22 protein-coding genes and 1 pseudogene are annotated in these 21,149 nt (G+C 58.6%); 3 read left to right on the plus strand and 20 right to left on the minus strand.

The genetic code is table 11. The annotated features are described in order from the left end of the window. Positions 1–90 precede the first annotated feature (90 nt). Together H7B90_RS00400 and H7B90_RS00405 are read right to left on the minus strand one after the other, a co-directional pair. Positions 91–1,197, minus strand: a complete 1,107-nt coding sequence (locus H7B90_RS00400) for an aromatic acid exporter family protein (RefSeq protein WP_185133884.1) — start codon at positions 1,195–1,197, stop codon at positions 91–93. Then, a complete protein-coding gene (locus tag H7B90_RS00405) occupies positions 1,194–2,297 on the minus strand; it encodes a DNA alkylation repair protein (protein ID WP_185133885.1) in 1,104 nt (367 codons plus the stop codon). The genes H7B90_RS00400 and H7B90_RS00405 overlap by 4 nt, the downstream gene beginning before the upstream one ends. Positions 2,298–2,491: 194 nt before the next feature. Between H7B90_RS00405 and H7B90_RS00410 the strand changes: the two genes are divergently transcribed. Further along, complete coding sequence (locus H7B90_RS00410; RefSeq protein ID WP_221481863.1) at positions 2,492–3,412, plus strand: diacylglycerol/lipid kinase family protein; 921 nt, start codon at positions 2,492–2,494, stop codon at positions 3,410–3,412. On the opposite strand, the gene H7B90_RS00415 is transcribed toward H7B90_RS00410, so the two are convergent. Next, the gene (locus H7B90_RS00415) at positions 3,376–5,133 is read right to left on the minus strand and encodes an ATP-binding protein (protein ID WP_185133886.1); all 1,758 of its coding nucleotides are present in this window, start codon (positions 5,131–5,133) and stop codon (positions 3,376–3,378) included. The two genes, H7B90_RS00410 and H7B90_RS00415, sit on opposite strands and share 37 nt — an antisense overlap. Positions 5,134–5,241: 108 nt before the next feature. On the opposite strand from H7B90_RS00415, the gene mscL reads away from it, so the two are divergent. Together mscL and H7B90_RS00425 are read left to right on the plus strand one after the other, a co-directional pair. After that, complete coding sequence (mscL, locus tag H7B90_RS00420) at positions 5,242–5,748, plus strand: large conductance mechanosensitive channel protein MscL (RefSeq protein ID WP_185133887.1); 507 nt, start codon at positions 5,242–5,244, stop codon at positions 5,746–5,748. Between the two features lie 21 nt (positions 5,749–5,769). Next, positions 5,770–6,420 (plus strand): NUDIX hydrolase, encoded by a 651-nt coding sequence (locus tag H7B90_RS00425; RefSeq protein ID WP_185133888.1) that lies wholly within the window; start codon positions 5,770–5,772, stop codon positions 6,418–6,420. Here H7B90_RS00425 and H7B90_RS00430 read toward each other — a convergent pair. The 17 genes and pseudogenes from H7B90_RS00430 to H7B90_RS00505 form a co-directional block, all read right to left on the minus strand. After that, entirely contained in the window at positions 6,363–7,235 is an 873-nt protein-coding gene (locus tag H7B90_RS00430; protein ID WP_185133889.1) for a hypothetical protein, read from the minus strand. The genes H7B90_RS00425 and H7B90_RS00430 overlap by 58 nt on opposite strands. Positions 7,236–7,348: 113 nt before the next feature. Continuing rightward, positions 7,349–8,446 (minus strand): AI-2E family transporter, encoded by a 1,098-nt coding sequence (locus tag H7B90_RS00435; RefSeq protein WP_185133890.1) that lies wholly within the window; start codon positions 8,444–8,446, stop codon positions 7,349–7,351. 82 nt (positions 8,447–8,528) lie between these two features. Next, positions 8,529–9,341 (minus strand): DUF1906 domain-containing protein, encoded by an 813-nt coding sequence (locus H7B90_RS33560; RefSeq protein WP_260410635.1) that lies wholly within the window; start codon positions 9,339–9,341, stop codon positions 8,529–8,531. Positions 9,342–9,401: 60 nt separating this feature from the next. Continuing rightward, a pseudogene (locus H7B90_RS33565) lies at positions 9,402–9,845 on the minus strand (glycoside hydrolase family 73 protein); the annotation flags it as partial. Positions 9,846–10,062: 217 nt separating this feature from the next. Further along, positions 10,063–10,365 (minus strand): hypothetical protein, encoded by a 303-nt coding sequence (locus H7B90_RS00445; protein ID WP_185133891.1) that lies wholly within the window; start codon positions 10,363–10,365, stop codon positions 10,063–10,065. Between the two features lie 8 nt (positions 10,366–10,373). Further along, the gene (locus tag H7B90_RS00450) at positions 10,374–10,640 is read right to left on the minus strand and encodes a hemolysin XhlA family protein (protein ID WP_311772654.1); all 267 of its coding nucleotides are present in this window, start codon (positions 10,638–10,640) and stop codon (positions 10,374–10,376) included. Positions 10,641–10,786: 146 nt separating this feature from the next. Then, positions 10,787–10,957, minus strand: a complete 171-nt coding sequence (locus H7B90_RS00455; RefSeq protein WP_185133893.1) for a hypothetical protein — start codon at positions 10,955–10,957, stop codon at positions 10,787–10,789. Positions 10,958–11,014: 57 nt separating this feature from the next. Continuing rightward, positions 11,015–11,413, minus strand: coding sequence for a hypothetical protein (locus H7B90_RS00460; RefSeq protein WP_185133894.1), 399 nt, complete (start codon positions 11,411–11,413; stop codon positions 11,015–11,017). Positions 11,414–11,424: 11 nt separating this feature from the next. Further along, on the minus strand, positions 11,425–12,030 hold the full coding sequence (locus H7B90_RS00465) for a hypothetical protein (protein WP_185133895.1): 606 nt from the start codon (positions 12,028–12,030) through the stop codon (positions 11,425–11,427). Positions 12,031–12,033: 3 nt separating this feature from the next. Next, positions 12,034–14,373 carry a hypothetical protein gene (locus tag H7B90_RS00470; protein WP_185133896.1) on the minus strand — a complete coding sequence of 780 codons (2,340 nt, stop codon included), beginning with the start codon at positions 14,371–14,373 and terminating at the stop codon, positions 12,034–12,036. Between the two features lie 150 nt (positions 14,374–14,523). Next, on the minus strand, positions 14,524–16,980 hold the full coding sequence (locus tag H7B90_RS00475; protein WP_185133897.1) for a pyocin knob domain-containing protein: 2,457 nt from the start codon (positions 16,978–16,980) through the stop codon (positions 14,524–14,526). A 12-nt stretch (positions 16,981–16,992) separates the two neighbouring features. Continuing rightward, positions 16,993–17,565: a YmfQ family protein gene (locus H7B90_RS00480; RefSeq protein WP_260410626.1), complete on the minus strand. Its 573-nt coding sequence runs from the start codon at positions 17,563–17,565 to the stop codon at positions 16,993–16,995. Further along, a complete protein-coding gene (locus H7B90_RS00485) occupies positions 17,558–18,676 on the minus strand; it encodes a baseplate J/gp47 family protein (RefSeq protein ID WP_185133898.1) in 1,119 nt (372 codons plus the stop codon). Before H7B90_RS00485 ends, H7B90_RS00480 begins: the two co-directional genes overlap by 8 nt. Further along, positions 18,673–19,125, minus strand: coding sequence for a DUF2634 domain-containing protein (locus H7B90_RS00490; RefSeq protein ID WP_212960428.1), 453 nt, complete (start codon positions 19,123–19,125; stop codon positions 18,673–18,675). The genes H7B90_RS00485 and H7B90_RS00490 overlap by 4 nt, the downstream gene beginning before the upstream one ends. After that, positions 19,118–19,537: an SIP domain-containing protein gene (locus tag H7B90_RS00495; protein ID WP_185133900.1), complete on the minus strand. Its 420-nt coding sequence runs from the start codon at positions 19,535–19,537 to the stop codon at positions 19,118–19,120. Before H7B90_RS00495 ends, H7B90_RS00490 begins: the two co-directional genes overlap by 8 nt. Continuing rightward, a complete protein-coding gene (locus H7B90_RS00500; RefSeq protein ID WP_185133901.1) occupies positions 19,530–20,498 on the minus strand; it encodes an XkdQ/YqbQ family protein in 969 nt (322 codons plus the stop codon). The genes H7B90_RS00495 and H7B90_RS00500 overlap by 8 nt, the downstream gene beginning before the upstream one ends. Next, positions 20,495–21,133 carry a LysM peptidoglycan-binding domain-containing protein gene (locus H7B90_RS00505; protein WP_185133998.1) on the minus strand — a complete coding sequence of 213 codons (639 nt, stop codon included), beginning with the start codon at positions 21,131–21,133 and terminating at the stop codon, positions 20,495–20,497. Before H7B90_RS00505 ends, H7B90_RS00500 begins: the two co-directional genes overlap by 4 nt. Positions 21,134–21,149: the final 16 nt, after the last annotated feature.

Consider the following 21,149-nt stretch of genomic DNA (forward strand, 5'->3'; position numbering starts at 1 on the left):
GGGCCCCGCTTCGGGAGACGCGTGCCCGGCGAAGCCGGCAAAGCGGGAATTTCGCGAGGCCTTCGACCCGAAGCCGCCTGCAAACCTCCGCTATCCCTTCGCCGCGCCCTCGCCTTCCTTGGCGCGCTCGCGCTCCCGCTTCTCCCGAGCCGGGACGGTCGGCGTCTCGTCGTCGTCGCCTCTCTCCCGAAGCTGCCAGTGGTCGATGAGGCGGTCGAGCCGGCGCAGCCGATCCTCGTACGCGAACATCGACGAGGTGATGACGAGCAGGCGGGACCGCGTCACGGCGTCGGCGGCGGAAGCCGTAATCCGCTCCGTCAGCAGCACGCCGTCCTCCAGCGAGGGCGCGGCCGACGCCGCTCCCGGCTTCATCTTGCCCTCCCACTTCCACAGCAGCTGCTCGTGGTAGCCGCACAGCGCCTCGATGTGCCGGTCCGCCGCCTCGTTCCAGGAAGCCTCGCTCGACACGGCCCAGTACTGCTCCTCCACCGCCTCGACGAGGCTCTCCCCCCGCCGCAAGGTCAGCAGCATCTCCTTGTAGACGATGAGCAGCTTCGACCGGCGGATGCGCGAGCGGCGCAGCCATACTCTCTCTTCCGCGAACATCCGGTAATACTCGTCCAGCTTCTTCAGAATCGACTCCAGCTTCTCCTGCTCCTCGCGGAACACGCTCTCCTTCAGCTCGTTGGACACCGACGTCCGCAGCAGCCGGGAGAGCAGCTCCTGTCCCTCCTGCACGAGGCGCATGAAACGGCCGCGATGCCGGGGAGGCACGATCGCGACGTTCACGAGGAAGGCCGAGCTGATGCCGAGCAGCAGCCCGGCCAGCCGGTCGAGCGCCACGGGCCAGCCTTGGCTGCGCGCCTCCATGACGACGACGACCGCCACCAGCGTCAGGCCGATCGTATCCTCGATCTTCAGCTTCAGACAGAGCAGGATGACGAGAATGCACACAAGGCCGACCGAGATCGGCGTGCTGCCCAGCACCCAGAACGCGACGAGGGCGATGGCGACCCCGAGCACGTTGCTCTGAAGCTGGTCGAGTACCTGCATCCAGCTGCGGTAGATCGAAGGCTGAATGGTGAAAATCGCCGTGATCGCCGCCAGAAGCGGCGAGTCGAGACCGAGCCATTCCCCCGCCCAGAGCGCGACGGCCACCGCGAGGCCGGTCTTGAAGACGCGGGCTCCGATCGTCATTCCCGTCCGCTCCTTTCCCGCAACGTAACCGCGAGCTCCGCGAGGTCGCTGCCGTTCGCGACAAGGATCATCCGGTGCTCGCCCGGGGAGTGCTTGCGCGTCGACAGGTCCGCGAAGGAATGGCGGCGCTCTCCCTTCACCGAAGTGCCGCCGGGCACCGTCCTCTCGCTCAGCTTGAACAGCTTCCGGTACGAGCGTCCGCCCGCCCGCGGGAACTCGACGGCCAGCTCCAGCCGCAGCTTGACCGGGTCGCCTTCCGGCACCCGGACTTCATAACGCACGTCCACCGCCCCGCCGACCACCGGGTCCAGGGGCGAAGCTTCCCAGCGCTCGACCGCGATGCCTTCGGGCGGGTTCAGCCCGAACAGCTTCAAGGCGACCGGATGCGCCGACGCGCGGATCAGGCTGCGGCAGCCGTGGCGGAGCACGCCGTCCGTCAGCGGATCGGCCCCGAGCCACCGGGAGGCCAGCTCCAGAACGAGCTCCGGATGGTCCTTCGAGATATCGTTCAGATTGTTCGCCACGCTGCGCCGGACGTATTCGGAAGGATCGGCCTTCAGCTTCTCGAGAATCGGCAGAACCGGCGACGGGTCCTTCTTGAACGCGGGCAGCGCGTCCGCCCAGGGCAGGCGCGGCCGGCAGCCTTCGCTGGCCAGCCGCCGCACGTGCTCGTCCGGATGCTCCGCCCACCGAAGCATCTGCGCCATCATGCGCTCCGAATCGCGCTTGATGAACGGCCGAACCGCGAACTCCGCGCTCGACAGGGGCGTGAAGCGCTCCAGAGCCCGAATCGACGGCTCCCAATGGTCCAGGCCGAACCGTTCGACGAAGTCGGGGAAAAACAAATAAGGAAATCCCCGGCACTCGCCCGAGATCGCCTCCAAGATTCCCAGCGCCTCCGCGTAGTCCCGGGGCAGCGTCTCTCCCAGGCTCTCGGAGATGCGCCGGATGCGCCCCTTCAGCTCCAGCTCGTCCCATCCGTCCGAGAACACGAGCGCGCGAAATCGCTCCGAATCGAACCTCTCCCATCTTCCGCGGACCCGTTGGGCGAATTCATCTATGAATCGGGTATCGTACATTGCTTTGAGCGGTTCCGCCACGACGGCTCCTCCATCCTTGCGGCTACGACTGTGCCTTCGACATAATAGCTTATTATATCATCCGAAGGAGCCCTTTGCCTCGCCGCGGACGGAGCGAGGCGAGACAAGCCCCCCTTTTTTTCGTCTATCGCCGAATCGCCCCGCCCTATATAATGAAGAACAGCGAAGCGCATCGGGGGAGGAACGGCTCGAGGATGATTCTGTTCATAGTCAACGAGAGAGCGGGCAACGGCCGCGGCGGCCGCGCGTGGCGGATCGTGGAACGGGAGCTGCGGGCGAGGGGAACCGCGTACGAGGTCGTGGCCGAACGGGAGGAAGCGGAAGCCTTCGAGAAGACGAAGGAGATCCTGAAGCGCGGAGGGGTGAAAGCGGTTGCAATCATCGGCGGAGACGGAACGCTGCACGGGCTCCTTCCGCTGCTCGCGGGAAGCGGCATCCCGCTCGGGCTTATCCCCGCCGGCTCGGGCAACGACACGGCGAGAGCGTTCGGCCTTCCGAAGAGCCCGACCGCCGCGCTGGACATCGTGCTGACGGGAAAGCCGCGCCCCGCGGACCTGCTGAGCGCCAGGCTGTCGACCGGGGAGAGCCGGCTGACGTTGACCGCGCTCGCGATCGGGCTGGACGCGGCCGTCGCCGGCGACGTCAACGGCTCGCGCTACAAGAGGTGGTGCAACCGGTTCGGGCTCGGCTCGCTCGCCTACTTGATCGGGCTCGTTCGCGCCTTGTCCCGCTACAAGCCGCGGACGGTCGAAGTAACCGTCGACGGAACGACGAAGGCGTACGAACGCGTCTGGCTGTCCGCCGTCTCGAACGTCGCCAACTACGGAGGAGGCCTGCGCATCAGCCCCGGCGCCCGGCCGGACGACGGGCTCCTGCACGTCTGCGTCGTGCACGGCTGCACCGCGTGGCAGCTGCTGCGCGTGTTCCCCACCATCCTGAACGGCTCCCACGTCCGCACGCGCTACGTCTCCATCCTGCGCGGCGCGGAGATCTCCGTCTCCTCCGCCCGGCCCATTCCGGCGTTCGGCGACGGAGAACCGGCGGGAGAGGCCCCGCTCGACGCTTACGCCTTGCCGGGTCAGCTGCTTTTCATGGCGGCAGGCATCTCCGGATAGCGGAACGGGAACCGGATCTCGAACGTCGTTCCGCGTCCGAGCTGGCTGTACACTTCGATTTTCCCCTGATGGTTGTCCACGATCTTGTAGCTGACCATGAGGCCGAGCCCGGTTCCCTTCTCCTTCGTCGTATAGAAGGGCTGGCCCATCTTGGCCAGCTGGTCCTGCCCGATGCCGGGCCCCTCGTCCGAGATGCGAATGCGCACCGAATCGTTCTCCCGGCTCAGCTTGACGCGAATAGCCCCCCCATCGATCATCGCCTCGATGGCGTTCTTGATGACGTTGATAAACACTTGCTTGATCTGGTTCTCGACCCCGTACACCCACAGCACGTCCCGCCCGAGATCCGTCTCGATGGCGATGTTGTGCAGGATGGCCTGCGTCTCCAGCAGCGTGACGGTATCCCGCATCATGTTGCGGACGTCGTAGTAGGACAGCTCGTACACTTGCGGCTTGGAGAGCATGAGCAGCTCGCTGACGATGTCTTCGATCCGGTCCAGCTCGGAATTCATGATGTCGTAGTAGCTCGTCTCCTTCCTTCCCGAAGCGATCAGCTGCAGGAAGCCTTTGAGAGAGGTGAGCGGATTGCGGATCTCGTGGGCGATCCCCGCGGCGAGCTGGCCGGCGACGTAGAGCTTCTCGGAATTGATGAGCAGCTCCTCGTTCTTCTTCCGCTCGGAGATGTCCCGAATGATGACTTGAACCGCCGGCTCGTTGTCGAGGGTCGTCATCGTCTCCACGATCTCCGTGTGCAGGGTTTTGCCGCCCAGCGTGTACCATTCCTGCTCGAGAGGACCGTTGCTCCCCGTGAAAATCAAATTGTGCAGGCGCTCCCGCGCCGCGTCGTGATCTTCCTCCTTCAGGAACGAGTAGATCGGCTTGCCCAGCAAGTCCTCGGGATTGTCGGCTTCGAACATGCGGAGCCCCGCCTCGTTGACGAACGCCCACTTCTCCTGCTTGAAGATCGCGATCGTATCCAGGGAATTCTCGATCAGCAGCCGGTACCTCTCGTCCATCTGGTTCATCCGCTTGTCGACGTACCAGGTCACCCAGGTCGACGTCAGAATGAGCAGCGCCCCGAAGCCGACGATGGCGACGAGCAGGTTGATGTCGTGGATCAGCTTGTCCCACGTATAGTATTGGGAGTATTCGATGCTGAGCGCCCTCGAGCCGATCATCTGGACGAACAGGACGGCCAACCCCAGCGTGACGCTGGCGAGCCACTTGGTCAGCTCTCCGGGCAGCTCGGACAGCTTGAAGGCGGCGAACGTGCCGACGAACAGGACGAGCAGAGAGGCGACGACCAGATCGGGCTTGACCGACAGTCTCTGGATCGGCTGCCCGAGCATCGTGAAGTAGTTCATGAAGCCGACGCCGAAGCTGAGAATGATGCTCCCGATCGCCACCCGGTGGCGGAGAGTGCTCTGGATCGTGAGCATGACGAAGGCCATCAGGGAGAAAAAGATGGTGAACAGCACGGAGACGGCCATGCTCCATGAGAAAAAGAGAGAGCTGCCGAATGCCATGAGCGCGACGAAATGCTTGGCCCACAGGCCGATTCCGAAGACAAGGGCGCCGCCGGATAGCCAGAATACCCGGAACGCGTTGTTGCTCCGCCTCAGGTTGCCAATGAAATTGAACATGGTATATGATGCGAGTATGCTGATCGACAGCGCCAGCAGCAGGAAGAAAGCGGGCCAGGTGCCTTCGGTACCGTTCATCGCGATCCCTCGCAATATGCGCAAATTTTCGGGTCTGATCTATAGTCTTCGACGATTTGCGCGAAATTCCTTTCCCAATATTTCACCAAAATTGGAGGTTCTGAAATTATGTTCGGATCTTGGATGAAAGAGTTTAAGACCTTCGCCATGCGGGGCAACGTCATCGACCTGGCGGTCGGCGTCATCATCGGCGGCGCCTTCGGGCAGATCGTCACGTCTCTGGTGAACGATATCGTGATGCCGCCGATCGGGCGGCTTCTGGGGGGCGTGGATTTCTCGGATTTGATTATCGTGCTGGGCAAAGGGACGAACGGAGAGACGGTCACGACCTTAACCGACGCGAAAAAATACGGAGCTCCCGTCATCGCCTACGGCCAGTTCATCAATATCGTGCTGAACTTCCTTATTGTCGCGATCTGCGTCTTCTTCATGATCAAGGTCATCAACCGGCTTACCCGCAAGAACAAGGCCGAGGATGCGCCGGCCAAGCCGACGACGAAGGAATGCCCGTACTGCTTGTCCGTCATTCCGCTCGCGGCCGTCCGCTGCGGCCACTGCACGTCCGACCTGTCCGGCGAGACGGCGGCCGTCCATGCCGAGCCGGGCCGGCATTAAGCGGGGATCGGAGATCATGCGATGAGCGAGAGGTTCGACATTTACGACGAAGAAGGGCGGCCGCTCGGAACGGCTACCCGCCAAGAGACGCACGAGAAGGGATACTGGCATCATACGTTCCATTGCTGGGTCGCCAGACGCGGAGAGGACGGACGAGCCTACGTGCTGTTCCAGCGGCGCAGCCCCTGGAAGGACACGAATCCGGGACGCCTCGACATTACGGTGGCGGGCCACCTGAGCGCCGGGGAGACGGTCCGCGACGCCGCCCGCGAGATGGACGAGGAGATCGGATGGAGCGTGCCGTTCGAGCGGCTCGTTGCCTACGCCACGATCCGCGAGGAGGAATCCGGGGTGGCGGGCAGCGTGCCTTATATCGACCGCGAGGTCAGCCACGTGTTCGGCTGCCTGACGGATAAGCCGCTCGACTTCTTCCGGCTTCAGCCGGAGGAAGTGTCCGGCATCTTCGAAGCGGACGCCGAGGAGCTCATTCGCCTCATGAGCGGCGATGCCGCGACCGCGGAAGCCCGCGGCGTCCTGCTGTCCGCGGGCGGCGAGCGCGTCCATGTCGCCGAGACGATCGACGCGGAGCAGTTCGTTCCGCGCGACAGAAGCTATTACGTCGGCGTCTTCCGCTTCCTGCGCGGCTTGGCTCTTAACGAGTCGCCCGCCTGAGACGGCAGGCCGACGTTCTCGAGCCGGATCGCCTTCCACTCCAGCCGCCCGTCGCGGAGCGAGCCCTCCCACCATTCGCCCGTATCCGGCGACTGGAACAGCACCTCCAGCCGGCCGTCCCCGTCCGAGTCCCAGACCCGGAACGGGCGGCCGTCGTCGAGAGGCCCGAAGCGGCCGCTCTCGCCGATCGCTCCCCAATCGAGGCGCACCTCTTCGGCCGCGGCCCGATCCTCCTTTTCCTCCGCCATGCCGAGCCACCAGCTCGAATCCTCTCGCCGGTAATGCAGCACTTCCGCTTCCGAACGATAGAAGCGCCCGCTCCAATACGGCATCCCTTCCCCGAACCGGCCAAGCCCTTCCCAATTGAGCCACCAGCGGTCGATAAGCCCGTGAATGTTGTAGAACACCGTGCTCGCCGGCGCGTTATCGAAGTCGTTGAGCAGCGGCTCTCCGTAGAGCGCGGCCGCTTCCTGATGGATGCAGCCGTGAATGCCGGACGCCTCGATGAAGCGTCCCAGTTCGTCCGTCGAAGCGAACGTCTCCGGACGGCGCAGAATGCGGTCCTCGGCGCCCAGATCGTAGCAGGCGGCCTGCCGGATCGGCTGCGGCACCGACGTCCAGGGCTCGATCAGACGGGAATCGAGCCCGACTTGAACGTACCAATCCCTTACTTTGCGTATGAAGGCCCGGTGGAAGCTCAGGAAGTCGAGCCCGTAGCCCGTGGGAGGACGGTTCGGATCGACGGAATGGCGGGCATGGTGCCACCTCTTGTGCTCTTCCAGCAACGGCTGCGGAAAACCCGGAATGATCGGCATGCGGCAAGAAGCCTCCCGTTCTCCCGCCCTGGGCGCGGCGCCTGGGCGGGCTTCTCTTCTTGCTGCTATCCTATGCAGAAGAGCGGGCGAATGTCCTTGCTTGCTTTTCGCGTCTAAGGGGCCTCGATGATCTCGATCTTGCGCAGCCGGTACAGCCGGTACAGATGGGTGGCGACCACCTTGACGAGCGCGTACGTCGGAACCGCGACGAACATCCCGAATAGACCGCTCAGGCTGCCCACCGCCAGCAGCACGATAATGATGGTGAGCGGGTGAATCGCCAGCTTCTTGCCCATGATCAGGGGCGACAGCAGCTTATCCTCGAGCTGTTGAACGAGGACGACGACGATAATCGTCTCCGCTACCCTCCACGGCGAGACGAGGAACGCGACGATAACGCTCGGCACCATTCCGATAAGGATGCCGACGTACGGGATGAAGTTCATAAGCGTGAGCGCGATCGCCAGCAGCAGCGAATATTGCAGCCCGATGATCCAGTAGCCGACCAGCGTCAGAAGCAGGAAGCAGAGGCTGACGAGAATCTTCCCTTGTATGTAGGCGCTGAGCGTCGCGTCCATCTCCTTCATGATCTGGCGGGCTTCCTCGTCGTGCTTGTCGGGCACGAACCGGAGGATGAGCTCGGGGAACTTGTTCCCGCCCTTGAGCATGTAGAAAACGATGAACGGAACCGTCGACAGAAGCAGCACGACGTTGGACACGAACCCGACGATGCCGTTGAACGCGTCGCCGATCCTGGAGACGATCCGGTTAATCATGTCCGGGATCTTCGCCGACAGGTCGATCTGATGCTCGAGCAGGTAACGGGCGGCCCATTCGTTGCGCTGCAGCTTCGCGACCTGGTCTTCCCCGAGCTTGACGAGCTGCGGCAGGTTGTTCACGAGGCTGTCGACCTGATTGCGGATGATCGGTCCGACCAGGATTCCGATCAAGACGAAGATCCCCGCCAGTCCGAGGAAGACGGCGGAGATCGCGAGCGTGCGGCTCTTCAGCTGCTTCGTCAGGTAGTTCACGGGCGGCCGGAGCAGGTAATAGAAGATGGCCGACAGCAGAAGCGGCAGCAGGAGCGCCTTGAGCACCGTGCCGAACGGACGGAAGAGGAAGTCCACCTTGGACGCCAGCAGCGCGATGAGCAGGACGACGATAATGCCGTATCCGATTCGGAAATATTTCCCCTGAGGAATAACGATCACCTTGCTTTCCGGAAGGCTTCTACTCTACCTATAACCTTCTTCGGCAAGCCGCAAACTCGATCGGTGAAAATGAACCCGTTCCTCAGGAGGTAACCGGCGGGATGCCGGCCGCCTTGCGCACCTCGTTCGCGAGCCGGTTGAACTCGTCCTTCGAGGCTTGATCGGCCGCGGCGAAGTAGGCCGCGGACAGGAAGCGGATGATTTTCTCGGCGTCTTGTTGGCTCATCTCGTTCTCTCCTTCGCTCGGATCCGGGTCTGGATCCGGATTGGGATTGGGGTCGGGATTGGGATTGGGGTTCGCGTTCGTGTTCGCGTTCCACCAGCCTTCGCCGCCGTAGGAGCGGTTCAGGTCGACGGCGACGCCGGCTACCTGCGTGCCGTTCTGGTACTGGTAGATGTTCGCATGATCGCTCGTCTTGCCTCGGCTCCAGGCGTACGTCTGCCAGAAATGGCTGCATGCCTTGCGCCGGTGCATCTCTTCGACGACGGCATAGGAGCCGTACACGCCGACGCTATAGCCGGGGATCTCGCTCGCCGCCGCCTTCAGATAGGCCTCGATCTCGTCGTAATCCTTCGGCTGCGCGTCGTAGTCGACGGCGAAGTAGATGGCGCTGCCGGGCGGCTGACCGACAATCCGCGCTTCCTTCAGGGCGGCGGCTCCGTCGCTCTGCCCGGCGGACGCGCCTCCGGCCGGGCGGTTCGCCGTTGTCTCGTACACCGAGACGATCTGCATGCCCGCGTCCGTGATCGCTTTCGCCTCGGCCGGCGTCAGCCGCTTCCAGGCGTATTGCTGCGGCACGAGGTACCTCGCCGCGAACTTGTAGCCCGCCGCCGCGACGTTCTTCGCCGTCTGCGCGGTCAGCGGCGTGGAGCAGTCGATGCCAGGGGTCGCCAACGTTCCGTTCCCTCCTCCGTCCGGTGCCTTCACGGCATCGTATTTGGTCAGATTGTACGTGTCCATTATGAAAATCAGCTTGTCGGCATACTTCGGGTCCGTCGCGTACCCGGCGGCGGCTACCGCCCTGGCGGCCGACTTGCCGTCGGTGCGCGGAACCTTCGCGTAGCGCTTGTTCCCCGACAGCAATGCCGTATAATCGGCGACGGATTCGTTCCAGTCGCGGTACGCGCGGAACGCGGCGTCGACCTTGACCGGACGTCCGTTCACGACCTCCGTCGTCTGCATCGTGACGCTTCCGGCCGGGCCGGTTCCCTTCATGCCGAACAGGTTGTTCGCTCTCTGCGTCAGACCGCTCCGCCCCCAGTTCGACTCCAGCGCCGCTTGCGCGATCGCGAGCGACGCGGGCACGCCCGATTGCTTCTGACTCGCTTGAGCGGCGGGAAGAATGCGGGCGATGAAGGCGGAAGGGGCTGCCGCATCTTGGGCTTGCGAATCCGCCATGCGACGGCCTCCCTTACATAATAGAATATGCGGCTTTGCGGCCTTGATATGATCGCGGCCGCCCCGGTTTGCCGAATCGTGCGCGGTCCGGGTTGTCCTTAGTTTATGCGTTTCTTTGGCGGATGGTTACGGCGGGGTGACGCTTGGCAACCTAGTCCAGGTGACTTGCGGGAAAGGGGTAAATCTATTGGTCTTCGGAGCCTTCGGACCATTGTTGTTAAGGGCCCGAGCCTGGCGGATGCATCGCCTTGTTGCTGATCTGCCCCGCTGCCGCCGCCACCAGAAACGCATTCGCGAACGCCAGTCCGTACACGCGCCAATCGCGCCCGTCCGCCCCGTTCGCCAGCTGCGCCAGCGTCAGAATCGCGAACGCGACCAGCACCGCGAATAGATCGGTCGGCAGCCTCGGCGCTAATCTATCAACCAGCGTCTTCGTGTACTGCACGACGAAGAAAGTCAACAAAGAAGCTCCCCCCATCGCGGAGAGAGCTTCCCACGTGAATAGTTGAGCGGAATCCATCGTTCTCGTCACCCCTTGCCGATGTTGGACATGGCCGCTATGATCGCGGAGACGACTGCCGCCATGATCGCCCCGACCGTCGTCCTCCACAGCCAACGTTGATTGTCTTCTATATCGTCAATGCGTCTCTGCGCGGATCTCGAGTCTTGAAGCGCTTCGGTCGCTATTGCTTTCGCGGTATCGGCGGTCATTTTCACATCGTTCATCGAATCGATCTTCGTCTCGACTCTCACGAGCCTCTCCCGAATCTCGGACAGCACTTCATCATTGGACACGGGAATCACCCCCGTAGAATCGGGCCCCTGGCGGGGCCCGGTATGGCACAGCTCGTTCTTCATTCTCCTTCGTTCTCGCGATATTACGGCTGAAAGGATCTAAAACGCCCTCTCAACTATAGGTGGCTTTCGTACGACAGAGTCTGCTACGAGAAAATCTCCGGATTAGAAGCCTTGATCTGCTCCTCGACTAAAGCGCGATTTTCAACGTTGAGGTTGTACGAGTCGAGAATTTCATTGATGCCCCGTTCCCCGCCGTTATAACGAATAATAGCCGCTCGAGCAAGAATACGTACTTTGTAAGTCGCCATAGACATAAGACTCATCCTCCTCGCTAGGTTAAAAGAAAAGTGGCCCCACATGGGAACCACTGTTTAGGTGCCGAGAATGTCAGCGATCGCAAGCGTCAAATCGTCAATCGTCTGCTGCTGTTCGGCAACCGTCGTCTTAAGAATCATAACCTGTTCCGAGAGTGGCGGTTGGTAGACGGGTTCTTCGGACTCTTCCGTGCCATCGGGATAGGAGAAGACAAGCTTCGGCTCATTGCCGCTTACATCAACCCGGTACCCGCTGCACTCCATGAAATCCTGCGAGTATTGACCGTAGTCGAGTTGAAGCATTCCTACCGTCTCCGGAACTCTTTCTGCCAATGAGATATACGCTCTGAAATCTTGTTCCAGGGTGGTTTCAATGACGTCTCCAAAACGCTCACCGGTATCATGAATCACGTTACCAGTTTCTTTTTCGTAATAAATGCGTCTTCCGAATCGCATATTATCTCCTCCTAAACGTCCGCGAAAGCGTTCCAATATATCAAAGCTCCCGATTTCGTAATTGGTATCGTAAAACCATTACTTGTTACATCTGCTGCCCCCTGCCCAACCCTTATTACTTGGCCGTTGCCCAATCCCATAACTTTATAACCGCTGTTACCCGAGAACGCGTCTGCATTGTAGCAACAGGCAGGGACCCCAATTAGGTCATCAATAATATAAGCGACAATCACTTTTGGAGTGTAAGCGAGCCCTGTTACAGTAAATGAATAACGCGAAGTAGTCGAACCGCTCTCCAAGTAAAACGTTGAAGTGGTTGTTGTTGCAGTGCCTGTCCCACCGCTCCATGGAGCTCCCGCAATAACGTTTCCAGTCACACCGAATATAGAAATCCCTTTTCGAATATTAGAAGCAACTAGATTGGAATCCCCAACAACACTCCCACCACTCGTATAACCTGCCGCAATTGATTTTGCTGTTGTCCCTGGTGTAATAGTACCAAGAGCCCCGTTGTTGGGCATCGTACCAGAAGCGATATAATTTGTTCCAGCACTGAACGACCTGCCCGAGAGAACATCAGCAGGATTAGCTGTTCCGGGAATAAAAATTTGCCCCATCGGTTACACCCCCACGAATGAAGCTGATACTTTTACTGCATTAGCGACTGATGATTTGACTAGAAGTGCCATATTTTGTCCATTTTTCATATTTACGAACAAAGGCAACATGCTGTAACTTCCTGTTGAAAAGGATGAATTGGAGACGACGTATGTTGTTTGCACCGTACCACCAGCGTCCGTATAGTTGAGCCAGATACTTACGGTTGCGGCCGCTGTAACTCGAAGATAAACTCTCACGTCATAATTACCGCCCGCAACACTATTTGCACGAAGGCACTCTGTATCAGTGTTTGCAGTGGCGATGTTGTACTCGCTAACAGATCCCCGCCTCATTGCGGCCGTTTCTGATGTGGCGAGCTCGCGCCATGGTAACCAAACATCGTTGTTATAGAGTCCATAGCGATATAAAATTGGCGAATCTGAATTATAGGGATAGATAAACTGTACTGCAGACATGTTAGTAAAACCCTTTATTGTCTGTACTGTACCGTACGGATAGGGCCATCCTGATCCACCTGTATCCATCCGCGCGAAAAAGGTCGTTGTCTGTTTATTCGGATACGAAGAAGGAAGCTCGGAACCATTTTTATAATTCTCGGGGTAATGCGCTGGTGAAAATTCGCTTGCATGTCTTCCGTCAATCGTATCCGCATCTAATCCGCTTCCGCTGCCGTCATTTCCAGCGTGCCAGACAACCTGAGGCGTTCCTCCTGCTTTCGCATACTTCAGATCGTTTGCTGTGTCGACTTGTAAGTAGTTATTGGTAGTCTTTGTAGCGTTAGCATCCGTCGTGTAAAAGTAGATCGCTTGGGACCATTGACTGGCGGTATCTTTAATAGAATTCATCCGGATAATATTATTCATCACGAAAGGCGCTAATGATTGAACATAGCCATTATTAGGTGCTGCTAACTGAATTGCACCACTACTAACCTCATTTTGAATCGTAAAAATGGAGCTTCCGGCAGATCCAAACCCCACGAATGCCCCTCTCGTGCCCGGTGAGGAGGTGCGTGGGTTAAACGCCATGTAAGCATGGTCAAGATTGCCCGGACGGATTATAAGGCTTTGTGCCCCCTGAGTAATTGTTACTGTCCTAAATGACGGCTCTCCCGTTGTCCTTACGTCTTGATCAAGGTGGTACCCATCCACCATGTCCGCATTAAGATTGGGGACAACAGTTTTAGAAATGACACTAAGAGGGGCCGTTCCATCCGCTACCTTGGAGTTAATTATATTTGCTTCAATATTTCCGCTCGGCGATCGAACAACAACGGTGTCTGCACTAGTTGCTTTATCGGCGTGAAAACCGTCCACAGTATCCGAATCAAGTCCGCTCCCGTTCCCGTCCACCGTCTTGAGCTTCGTTAAGACATCGGAAGCTGTGTACGTCGAAGCGTTAAGTTTGTTCGTATTCAATGCTTCGATCGTCGTTACTGGCGGAGTCCACCAGTTTGCCTTTCCGGTAATTGCCTTGATCATGTTCGCTAGCTTGCTCCAGAGGCGGGTTGGAGTATCTGCTCCGGCTACAGCAGCGATGGAATCGTCGATTAGTCGGGTCCCGATGTGGTTATCGGTGACTCCCGCTTCTGCGATAGACAAGGTGCGGTCTGCAGAGAGATCTCCTCCACCCTGAAGGCCACCAGACGTATTCACTTTCCGCTCGACAACCGCATGTCCGCTATGGGGGGCTGCCGCATCGACATGAGCTTTGGCAGAGGACAATGTTATATCCGGAGCGTCGAACGGATTAGCTTTTCCGGTAATGGCTTTAAAATACTTGAGCACCCAAGAGAATAGTTGAGTAACCGAGCCACTCAAACTATAGGAAGCCGAGATATTCGGATCTGCAGTACGCGGTCCTATAACTGCGTCCGTCGCCGAACCATTACCAGTCTTCTGGGCGAAAACCAGGGATGTCGTACCAAGCTCGATCGGCCCGGAGGTGGTAAGAATCCACCCTGTTCCTCCATTAACTATCCCTTCCTTCACATGAACGAAGACCCCCGCGGCCAATTTTCCGGCAGAATCCGCATCGGATGCACGCGCCCACCCCGCCGAACCGGCCAGATATATCCCGTTCTCGCTACCAACCGCCTGGTTCTTAACCAGAACGCGGTCACCAGCCGCTAGCACGACTCCATCTATGGTCTGCAATCCGTTCAATGTAATACTCGCGATCGTCGCGGCGCGGACGTCAGCATTTAAGGCCTTCTGGCCGAGAGCGGAGTCGATTTTATCCCAATTGTCGTTCAACATCGTCTCGATGTTGAACATCTCGTTGCCATCCGTCTGCGGGTTCTTCTTCAACAATTTCCAGACTGAAGTGAAGATGGACATAGTTGCTCCTCTCTATGCATCCAGAAACAGAGCGAACGAAGTCCGTAACTGGTAGCCTTAGATTTATTGATTTGTGAAATGCTCCCACACTCTTTCATCGTATGGATCGACTAATATTTTTCCCATTAGAAACATTTTTACCCGTTATATTTAGACTTCTAAAATGGAAGCAGAAACGGATACAGCGTTTGCAACTGATGACTTAGCGGATATAACAACTGGTTGGTTCGAACTCTTTTGTGCGAACAGGAAAACGGGTAATAAACTATAACTCCCCACTGTCATGGCTTGATTATTAACCAGATAGGTAATTTGCGGACCGTTGCTATCGTTGTAACTAATTTTTATTGACACATTGGCATTAATACTTACTCGTAAATACACTTTAATATCATAATTGCCGTCAATTGGTGGAAAAAAAGAAGCGATCGTTGTTTCCGCTGTGCTAGAAATCCCTAGGTTACTAACGGACGCTTTCTTGACTCCGTTATCCGTAGTCAATATCTCAATCCATGCTCCCCAAACCCCGTTGTAAAAGTTTCTCGTAAACATACGGAGCGCTCTCTGAGCATGAAAGTAGGTTGTTAGCGTCTGATTAACTCCAGCATGTTTAGTAACTTTTAGCGCATACGCCTCAGCTACGCCTGGAGGTAGGTTCGACTGAGTCGATGCCCATGCGTTTGCTGGACAGAAATATTCACCTACAGCCGTTTCGTTATTAAGATCAGCGCCCTCACCTAGAATAATCGACTGAAGGACAAAATCACTCGCACGTCTCCCACCAACCATCTCAACGTTAAGCTTGGGCACCATTGTTGTGGAATTTACTACGAACGGAGCAGTACCCTCCTTTGCTGTTGAGCCGAACACTCGGGCATTCAGATCTCCGTTGGGCAATCTGACGGCCGCACTATCTCCTGTTACATGTTTGTCTGCGTGGAACCCGTCGACCATATCGGCGTTTAGGTTATCGACTTTCGTCGTAGATGTTATAGCAAATGGAGAATCTCCTTGTTTGGCAGTAGCGATAAAACCATTTGCGACCATCGTCGGCCCAATTTTAGTGTGTATTTGGTTGGCTAGTTGCAATCCGGACGGTATGTTTGTACCGTCTGTGAATGATGTTATCGGTGTTATAGTAGGTCCTTTTTTTAGATGAGTTACCGATACGCTATACCTCATTAGCACACTCGATCCGTCGTTATTAGCTACATCGAATATCTCAATGTACCCTCCACCGTTATTGTTGATAACAGCTCGAATATCGAATTCAGAGTAGCTATTGTTGTTAAGTTGTACTATATTGCCTCTGAAATAATGCGACGTATTGATCATCAAAGTAGTATCGAAAACGACGTTAGACCGAGTACCGGAAATGTTTAGGAGAAAGGAATGCCCTGTAATATCTGATTCCATTATTTCTAGAATTCGAGACCATGTACCGCATCTGCCAATGGCTGTCCATTGTGAAGACAGTGCTAAATCAGACCCATGATAACCATCCACCATGTCCGCGTTAAGATTTGGGACAATCGTTGTCGACGAAACGGTAAAAGGAGCGTTCCCTGTAGCATTCGTTGAAGTAAACCCACGTGCCGTTATATATCCATTTCCATCGCGAGCGGCTACGCTATTAAATGAATCAGAAGTAGATACAGCTGAAGCATTCAACTTATTTGCATTCAGCGCCTCGATCGTAGTCACCGGAGGTGTGTACCAGTTGCTCTTGCCAGTGATCGCCTTGATCATATTCCCGAGCTTCGACCAGAGGCGGGTCGGGGTGTCGGCTCCGGCTGTCGCCGTAACTGTGTCGTCGATCGTGCGTGTGCCAACGTGGGTATCCGAGACTCCCCCTTCCGCGATAGATATGGTGCGGTCTGCGGAAAGGTCGCCGCCGCCTTGAAGGCCGCTGGACGTATTCACCTTTCGCCCGATGACGGCATGGCCGCTATGAGGTGCGGTGGCATCGACATGGGCCTTTACGGAGGCCAGCGACATGTCCGGAGCGTCGAACGGATTGGCTTTTCCGGTGATCGCCTTGAAATACTTAAACACCCAAGAGAACAGCTGGGTGACCGAGCCGCTCAAACCATAGGCAACCGACGTATTCGGGTCGGCTGTCCGCGGTCCAATAACCGTATCCGTCGCCGAGCCGCTGCCCGTCTTCTGCGCGAAGGTCAGAGGCGTCGCGCCGAGCTCAATCGGCCCGGAGGTCGTCAGAATCCACCCCGTTCCCGCGTTCGCGGATCCTTCCTTCACATGAACGAAGACCCCTGCGGCCAGCTTCCCGGCAGAGTCTGCATCGGATGCACGCCCCCACCCTGCCGAACCGACCACGTAAATTCCGTTCTCGCTCCCAACGCCCTGGTTCTTGACCAGAACACGGTCGCCCGCCGCAAGCGCGACTCCGTCTACGGTCTGCAACCCGCTTAGAGCAATATTTGCGATCGTAGCGGCTCGAACGTCCGCGTTCACACCCTTCATGCCGAGGGCGGAGTCGATTTTATCCCAGTTGTCGTTCAGCATCGTCTCGATATTAAACATCTCGTTGCCGTCCGTCGCCGGGTTCTTCTTCAGCAAATTCCAAATCGAAGTAAAGATGGACATGGCTGCTCCTTTCTACGCATCCAGGAATGGAGCGAAGTCCGTTAACCGGTGGCTTTGGATTTGTTGAATCGTCATCTTCTGAACCTCGCCAATCGTGAAATACCGGAACTCGTATTCCACCGCCAAGTGAGCGGGTTTGATCGCTTCGATGGCGGCCCGGACATCGTTCAAGTTCGGCGGAAGCCCGAGAGTATCGACGAATTTGACCGTAAACCGGTACTCCGTTGGCTGATTCACAATTTCCACTGTGCCATTCTGGTAAGACCCGGCGACGCTGCGGATCAAATCGAACGTCACCGTGCCCGTCCCCAGAATCTTGGACTTCACCGCGCTTCTTCGCTGTTCGATCGGTTTGCCGGAATCGGTGGGGATATCGAACTCCCGCTCCCAAGCCTCGAGCCCCCAAGAAGCCGTGCTGACGAAGAATTGGTCCAGAATCTCGTCCAACGCGGATCGCAGCCGGTCCAGCTCCCCTCCCTGCGCGTCCATTAGAGACTTCATGACCCGGGAAGTCGCGTAATACGGGGGCAAGTAGCCCAGCATCTCCTTGCCCCGCTCGCTCTGCATCGTCGCCGGCTCAGACATGGAAGCTCACCGTCCCTATAACGGCCACTTCGCCCAGCGCCAGTTCGACGTACCCGCTTCCGCCGTTCACGGTCAAATCCGCGAAGTCGACGATCTCGGGGATATCCAGCAGCAAAGACGCGATCCGGGTATACCGAACCACCGTGTCCGTGTCCGTGAACGCCAGTTGCTTCAAGTAATCCGTCAACTCGCTGACGAACTTGGCCTGAACGTCCGCCAAGCCGGCCCCGTTGCGCAGAGTCAACTGAGCAGACACCGCAATGGGCACTTCGGTCGCCGCTGTCACCGTCACGGCGGCTCCGATCGGGGCCTTCCCTTCGCCCATCGCGTCGACGGGCGAAATGTAGTTCTGCACCTTGCGGACCAGTTCCGCATTCGGAGCCCGCTTGTCCGAGTCGATCACGTAAACCTTTACGGTACCCGGCCCATTCCACAAAGGCTCGACAACCGCGCCGCCGATACCGTCAACCTGCAGCGCCCACTGCAAATAGTCCGCCTTGTTGCCGCTTGTGCCTGGGCTTCGGATCTTCAGCATGAGCCGCTCCAGCAACGAAGCGTCTCCCTCCTCGGCTGCTCCGCCGCTGAGCGCTTCCGGATTCAGGATCGCCGAGATCCCCGGAACCGTCGAGACCACGACATTCACCGCCCCGGCCGCCACGTTGCCGGATGTACCAGCCTCCACCGCCTCGATCGCCACCGACGCGACGCCGCCTTCCGGCACCGTAACGTCGCCAACCGTCTCGAACTCGATCGAAGGCGTATTGGTGATCGGGTCGGCGGCCGTCGCCACCCTTGTCCCTTTGACCACCTTGACGCCCGGTTTCCCCGTTACCTGCAGAGTCCCCGTCGCCTTGACGGCTGGCCGCCTGGTCACCCCGTGCTCTTCGCACCGCAAATCCAGATAAGCGCCGAACGTCGTCGAAGCGAAGCCCCGCCTCAATACCTCCTGCGCCCACAGCACGGAGTTGAACAGCTCATAGGCCGACGGCGCGAGCGCATCCCATACGAAGGAACCCTCGGACTTATCCACGTCCGCCGGAACTCGCCCAAGCATGCGCGCCATGATGGCTTCTTCCGTCTGATCCTGCAAATAATCCGGCAAAGCCGTCATCCCACATTCACCACGCTTCCTTGCAAGGTTCCCGTCTCGTCGCGGACGCTGGTTACCTCGCATGTAAATAAACACCGGTCTCTCTCCCACTCGTACGAGAAGCTGCCCACCGACGCCGTTCTCGGATCGGCCATCAGAGTCTCCGTCGCGATGCGGGCGATCTCGCTCTCGACAGCCGCCCGCGACAGACCGGATCCGATCAGCGAATCGAACTCCTGCCCATATCCTCGGGAGTAGACCAGATAACGGTATCTCTCCGTCTGCAGAGCCTTGGCGCACCATTCGAGCCAAGCGCCCGCGCCTTCGGCTCCGGCGATTCGGCCGGTGGGCGTCAACGCGAACTCTCCGGCGTCCCAGTCGAACCGGAAGCTCCGTCCGAACGAGACGGAAGTATCCAACGTCTCCGCCCCTTCAACAGCCGCTTCTTCCGTAGGGAACAGATTAGCCACCCGCGCCCACCACCTTGCACACGACGACGGCATGGTTGCCGGCGTTCACCGGAATGGCCAGCACGCGGTCGCCCGGCCGCACGCCGGCCTGCCAATTCATCCGTACCTCGTCGATCTCGACCTCTTCAACGTCGAATCTCGTTCGCTGCGAAGTTGTCGCGCCAGGCAGCGCCGTCCCGTCTTCCTTCACCGGAGACGTCAGCGTCCCGACGAGCTTCATCGAAGGCACGTGAAGCTTCACGAGCCATTCGGCCACGCCGTAATCCGGAATGTCGTGCTTGAACGAATCCAGCTTAAGTCCCCCCGCCGTAATCGTCCCCAGCTCCGCCGGCAGCCCGGAGACCGCTTGGGCGGCAATTCCGCTGAAGCGGTTTTCCAGCGTCGACATCAGCGTCTTGAACGGATCAGGCACAGAAATCCCTCCTCACCTTGGCTTCCGCCGCGAGCTCCAACTCCATGTGGCCCGGCGTACCGAGCCGGTGGGTGGCGCGGGTCACGATCAGGTCGAGACCGTTCAACCGCACCTTATCCCCCGCCCGGATCGTGTTGATGTCCGGCGCCGTTACGGCGAACGTCTCCTGCATGCCCAGCAGCGCGTTTTTGGCGGCTTTCTGGGCTTGGGCGACCGTCTCGATCTTGCAGTCCTGGATCACCTTCTGCAGGGTCCCGTACTTGGCCGTCTCGCCCTTCACGAGCGCCAGCACCGGCGACAGCTTCTCGTCGTCGCTCTGGTTGCCGAGCACCTTGACCTGCGTCACGGCGCCCTCCAGCGTCCGGTTCTGCGAGACCTCCTCGACCGTCTCCAGTTCCCACACCGTGGAGTTGCCTCCCACCTTGGCCAGTTCCAATCCGGCGGGCGTCATCCGGGGCCGGTACAGGTCCCCGCCTTTGTCCGCCGTCTCCTTCAAATCCTCGAGCATCATGGAGAAAATCGATTGGCAACGCTTGATGCTCCTAGCCAGCGCGATTCGCGTATCCGGGACGGTGCCGGTCTTGATCTCCCAGTCCTTGGCATACAGCTTCAGCCGCTGCGAGGCCGTCTGCCCTGCCTGCATGAGCCGCTCATCCTCCGACTTCGCCAGATAGATCGTCCGATCGTACGCCGTCACGCTAAGGTGCTTCGTCCCGTTGTTCGAGCTCGAGCACTCCCAGACGACGCCCGGATTAAGCAGCTCCTTCATCCCCTTGCCCCCATACGGGACGCCGGAGATGCGAAGCGTTTGGCCAGGTGCGATGGCGGGACAGTCCGGCGTGACGGTCAAACGGATCGAGGCCCGGTAGGCGATCTCATCGAGCGAATCTTCCAGCGTAATCTCCTCGACCAGGTCGCGAAGATAATAGGTTTCGGCCAGAACCACTTCGTAGTCGCTCATGGCATCACCAGCTTCTGGCCGGGAACGATTTTGTTCGGGTCCCGGCCGATCGTCGATTTGTTTTTCTCATAGATGGCGCTCCACTCCGAGCTGCTGCCCAACTCGCGCTTGGCGATCGAGGACAGCGTGTCTCCGGCCTGAACCGTGTACACCTTCGGCACCGGCTTCGTGTCCGACCGCACCGTTGCGGACGCGGCGGAAGCCCCTGCTGCGGCAGCGCTCTTGCGCACCTTCATCTCCCGCCAAGTGCGGAAGCTGACGTCGAAGTAGACGTCGCCGGGCTCGCCGCCTCGGAACGTCGAATGATTCGCCGAGACGTATACGAGCGAATTGATTATCGTATCGGTGATGATCAGCCGCGACGGCCGCGAATCCATCATCATCGCGGTCAGCCGGTTCATCGCCGCTTGCGGATCCGGGACATTCAAATAACGGCAATAGCGGGCGTCAGCGGTCTTCGGGAAGAAGGAGGAGAACGAGATCTCCTTCACCTTCTCCTTCTGGGCCGCGTCCACTTCGCCGAGCGAGAGAATGTTGACGGTCTCGTACTGCTTCTCCCGACTAATCGAGATCTCTTCCGGATTGACCGGAAAATGAAATCTGCTCCCGGACGAATCGAACAGGTAGATGTCTATTTGCGATCACCTCTTT

Origin of the sequence: Cohnella xylanilytica (assembly GCF_014212175.1) — a bacterium.
Taxonomy (GTDB): Bacteria; Bacillota; Bacilli; order Paenibacillales; family Paenibacillaceae; genus Cohnella; species Cohnella xylanilytica.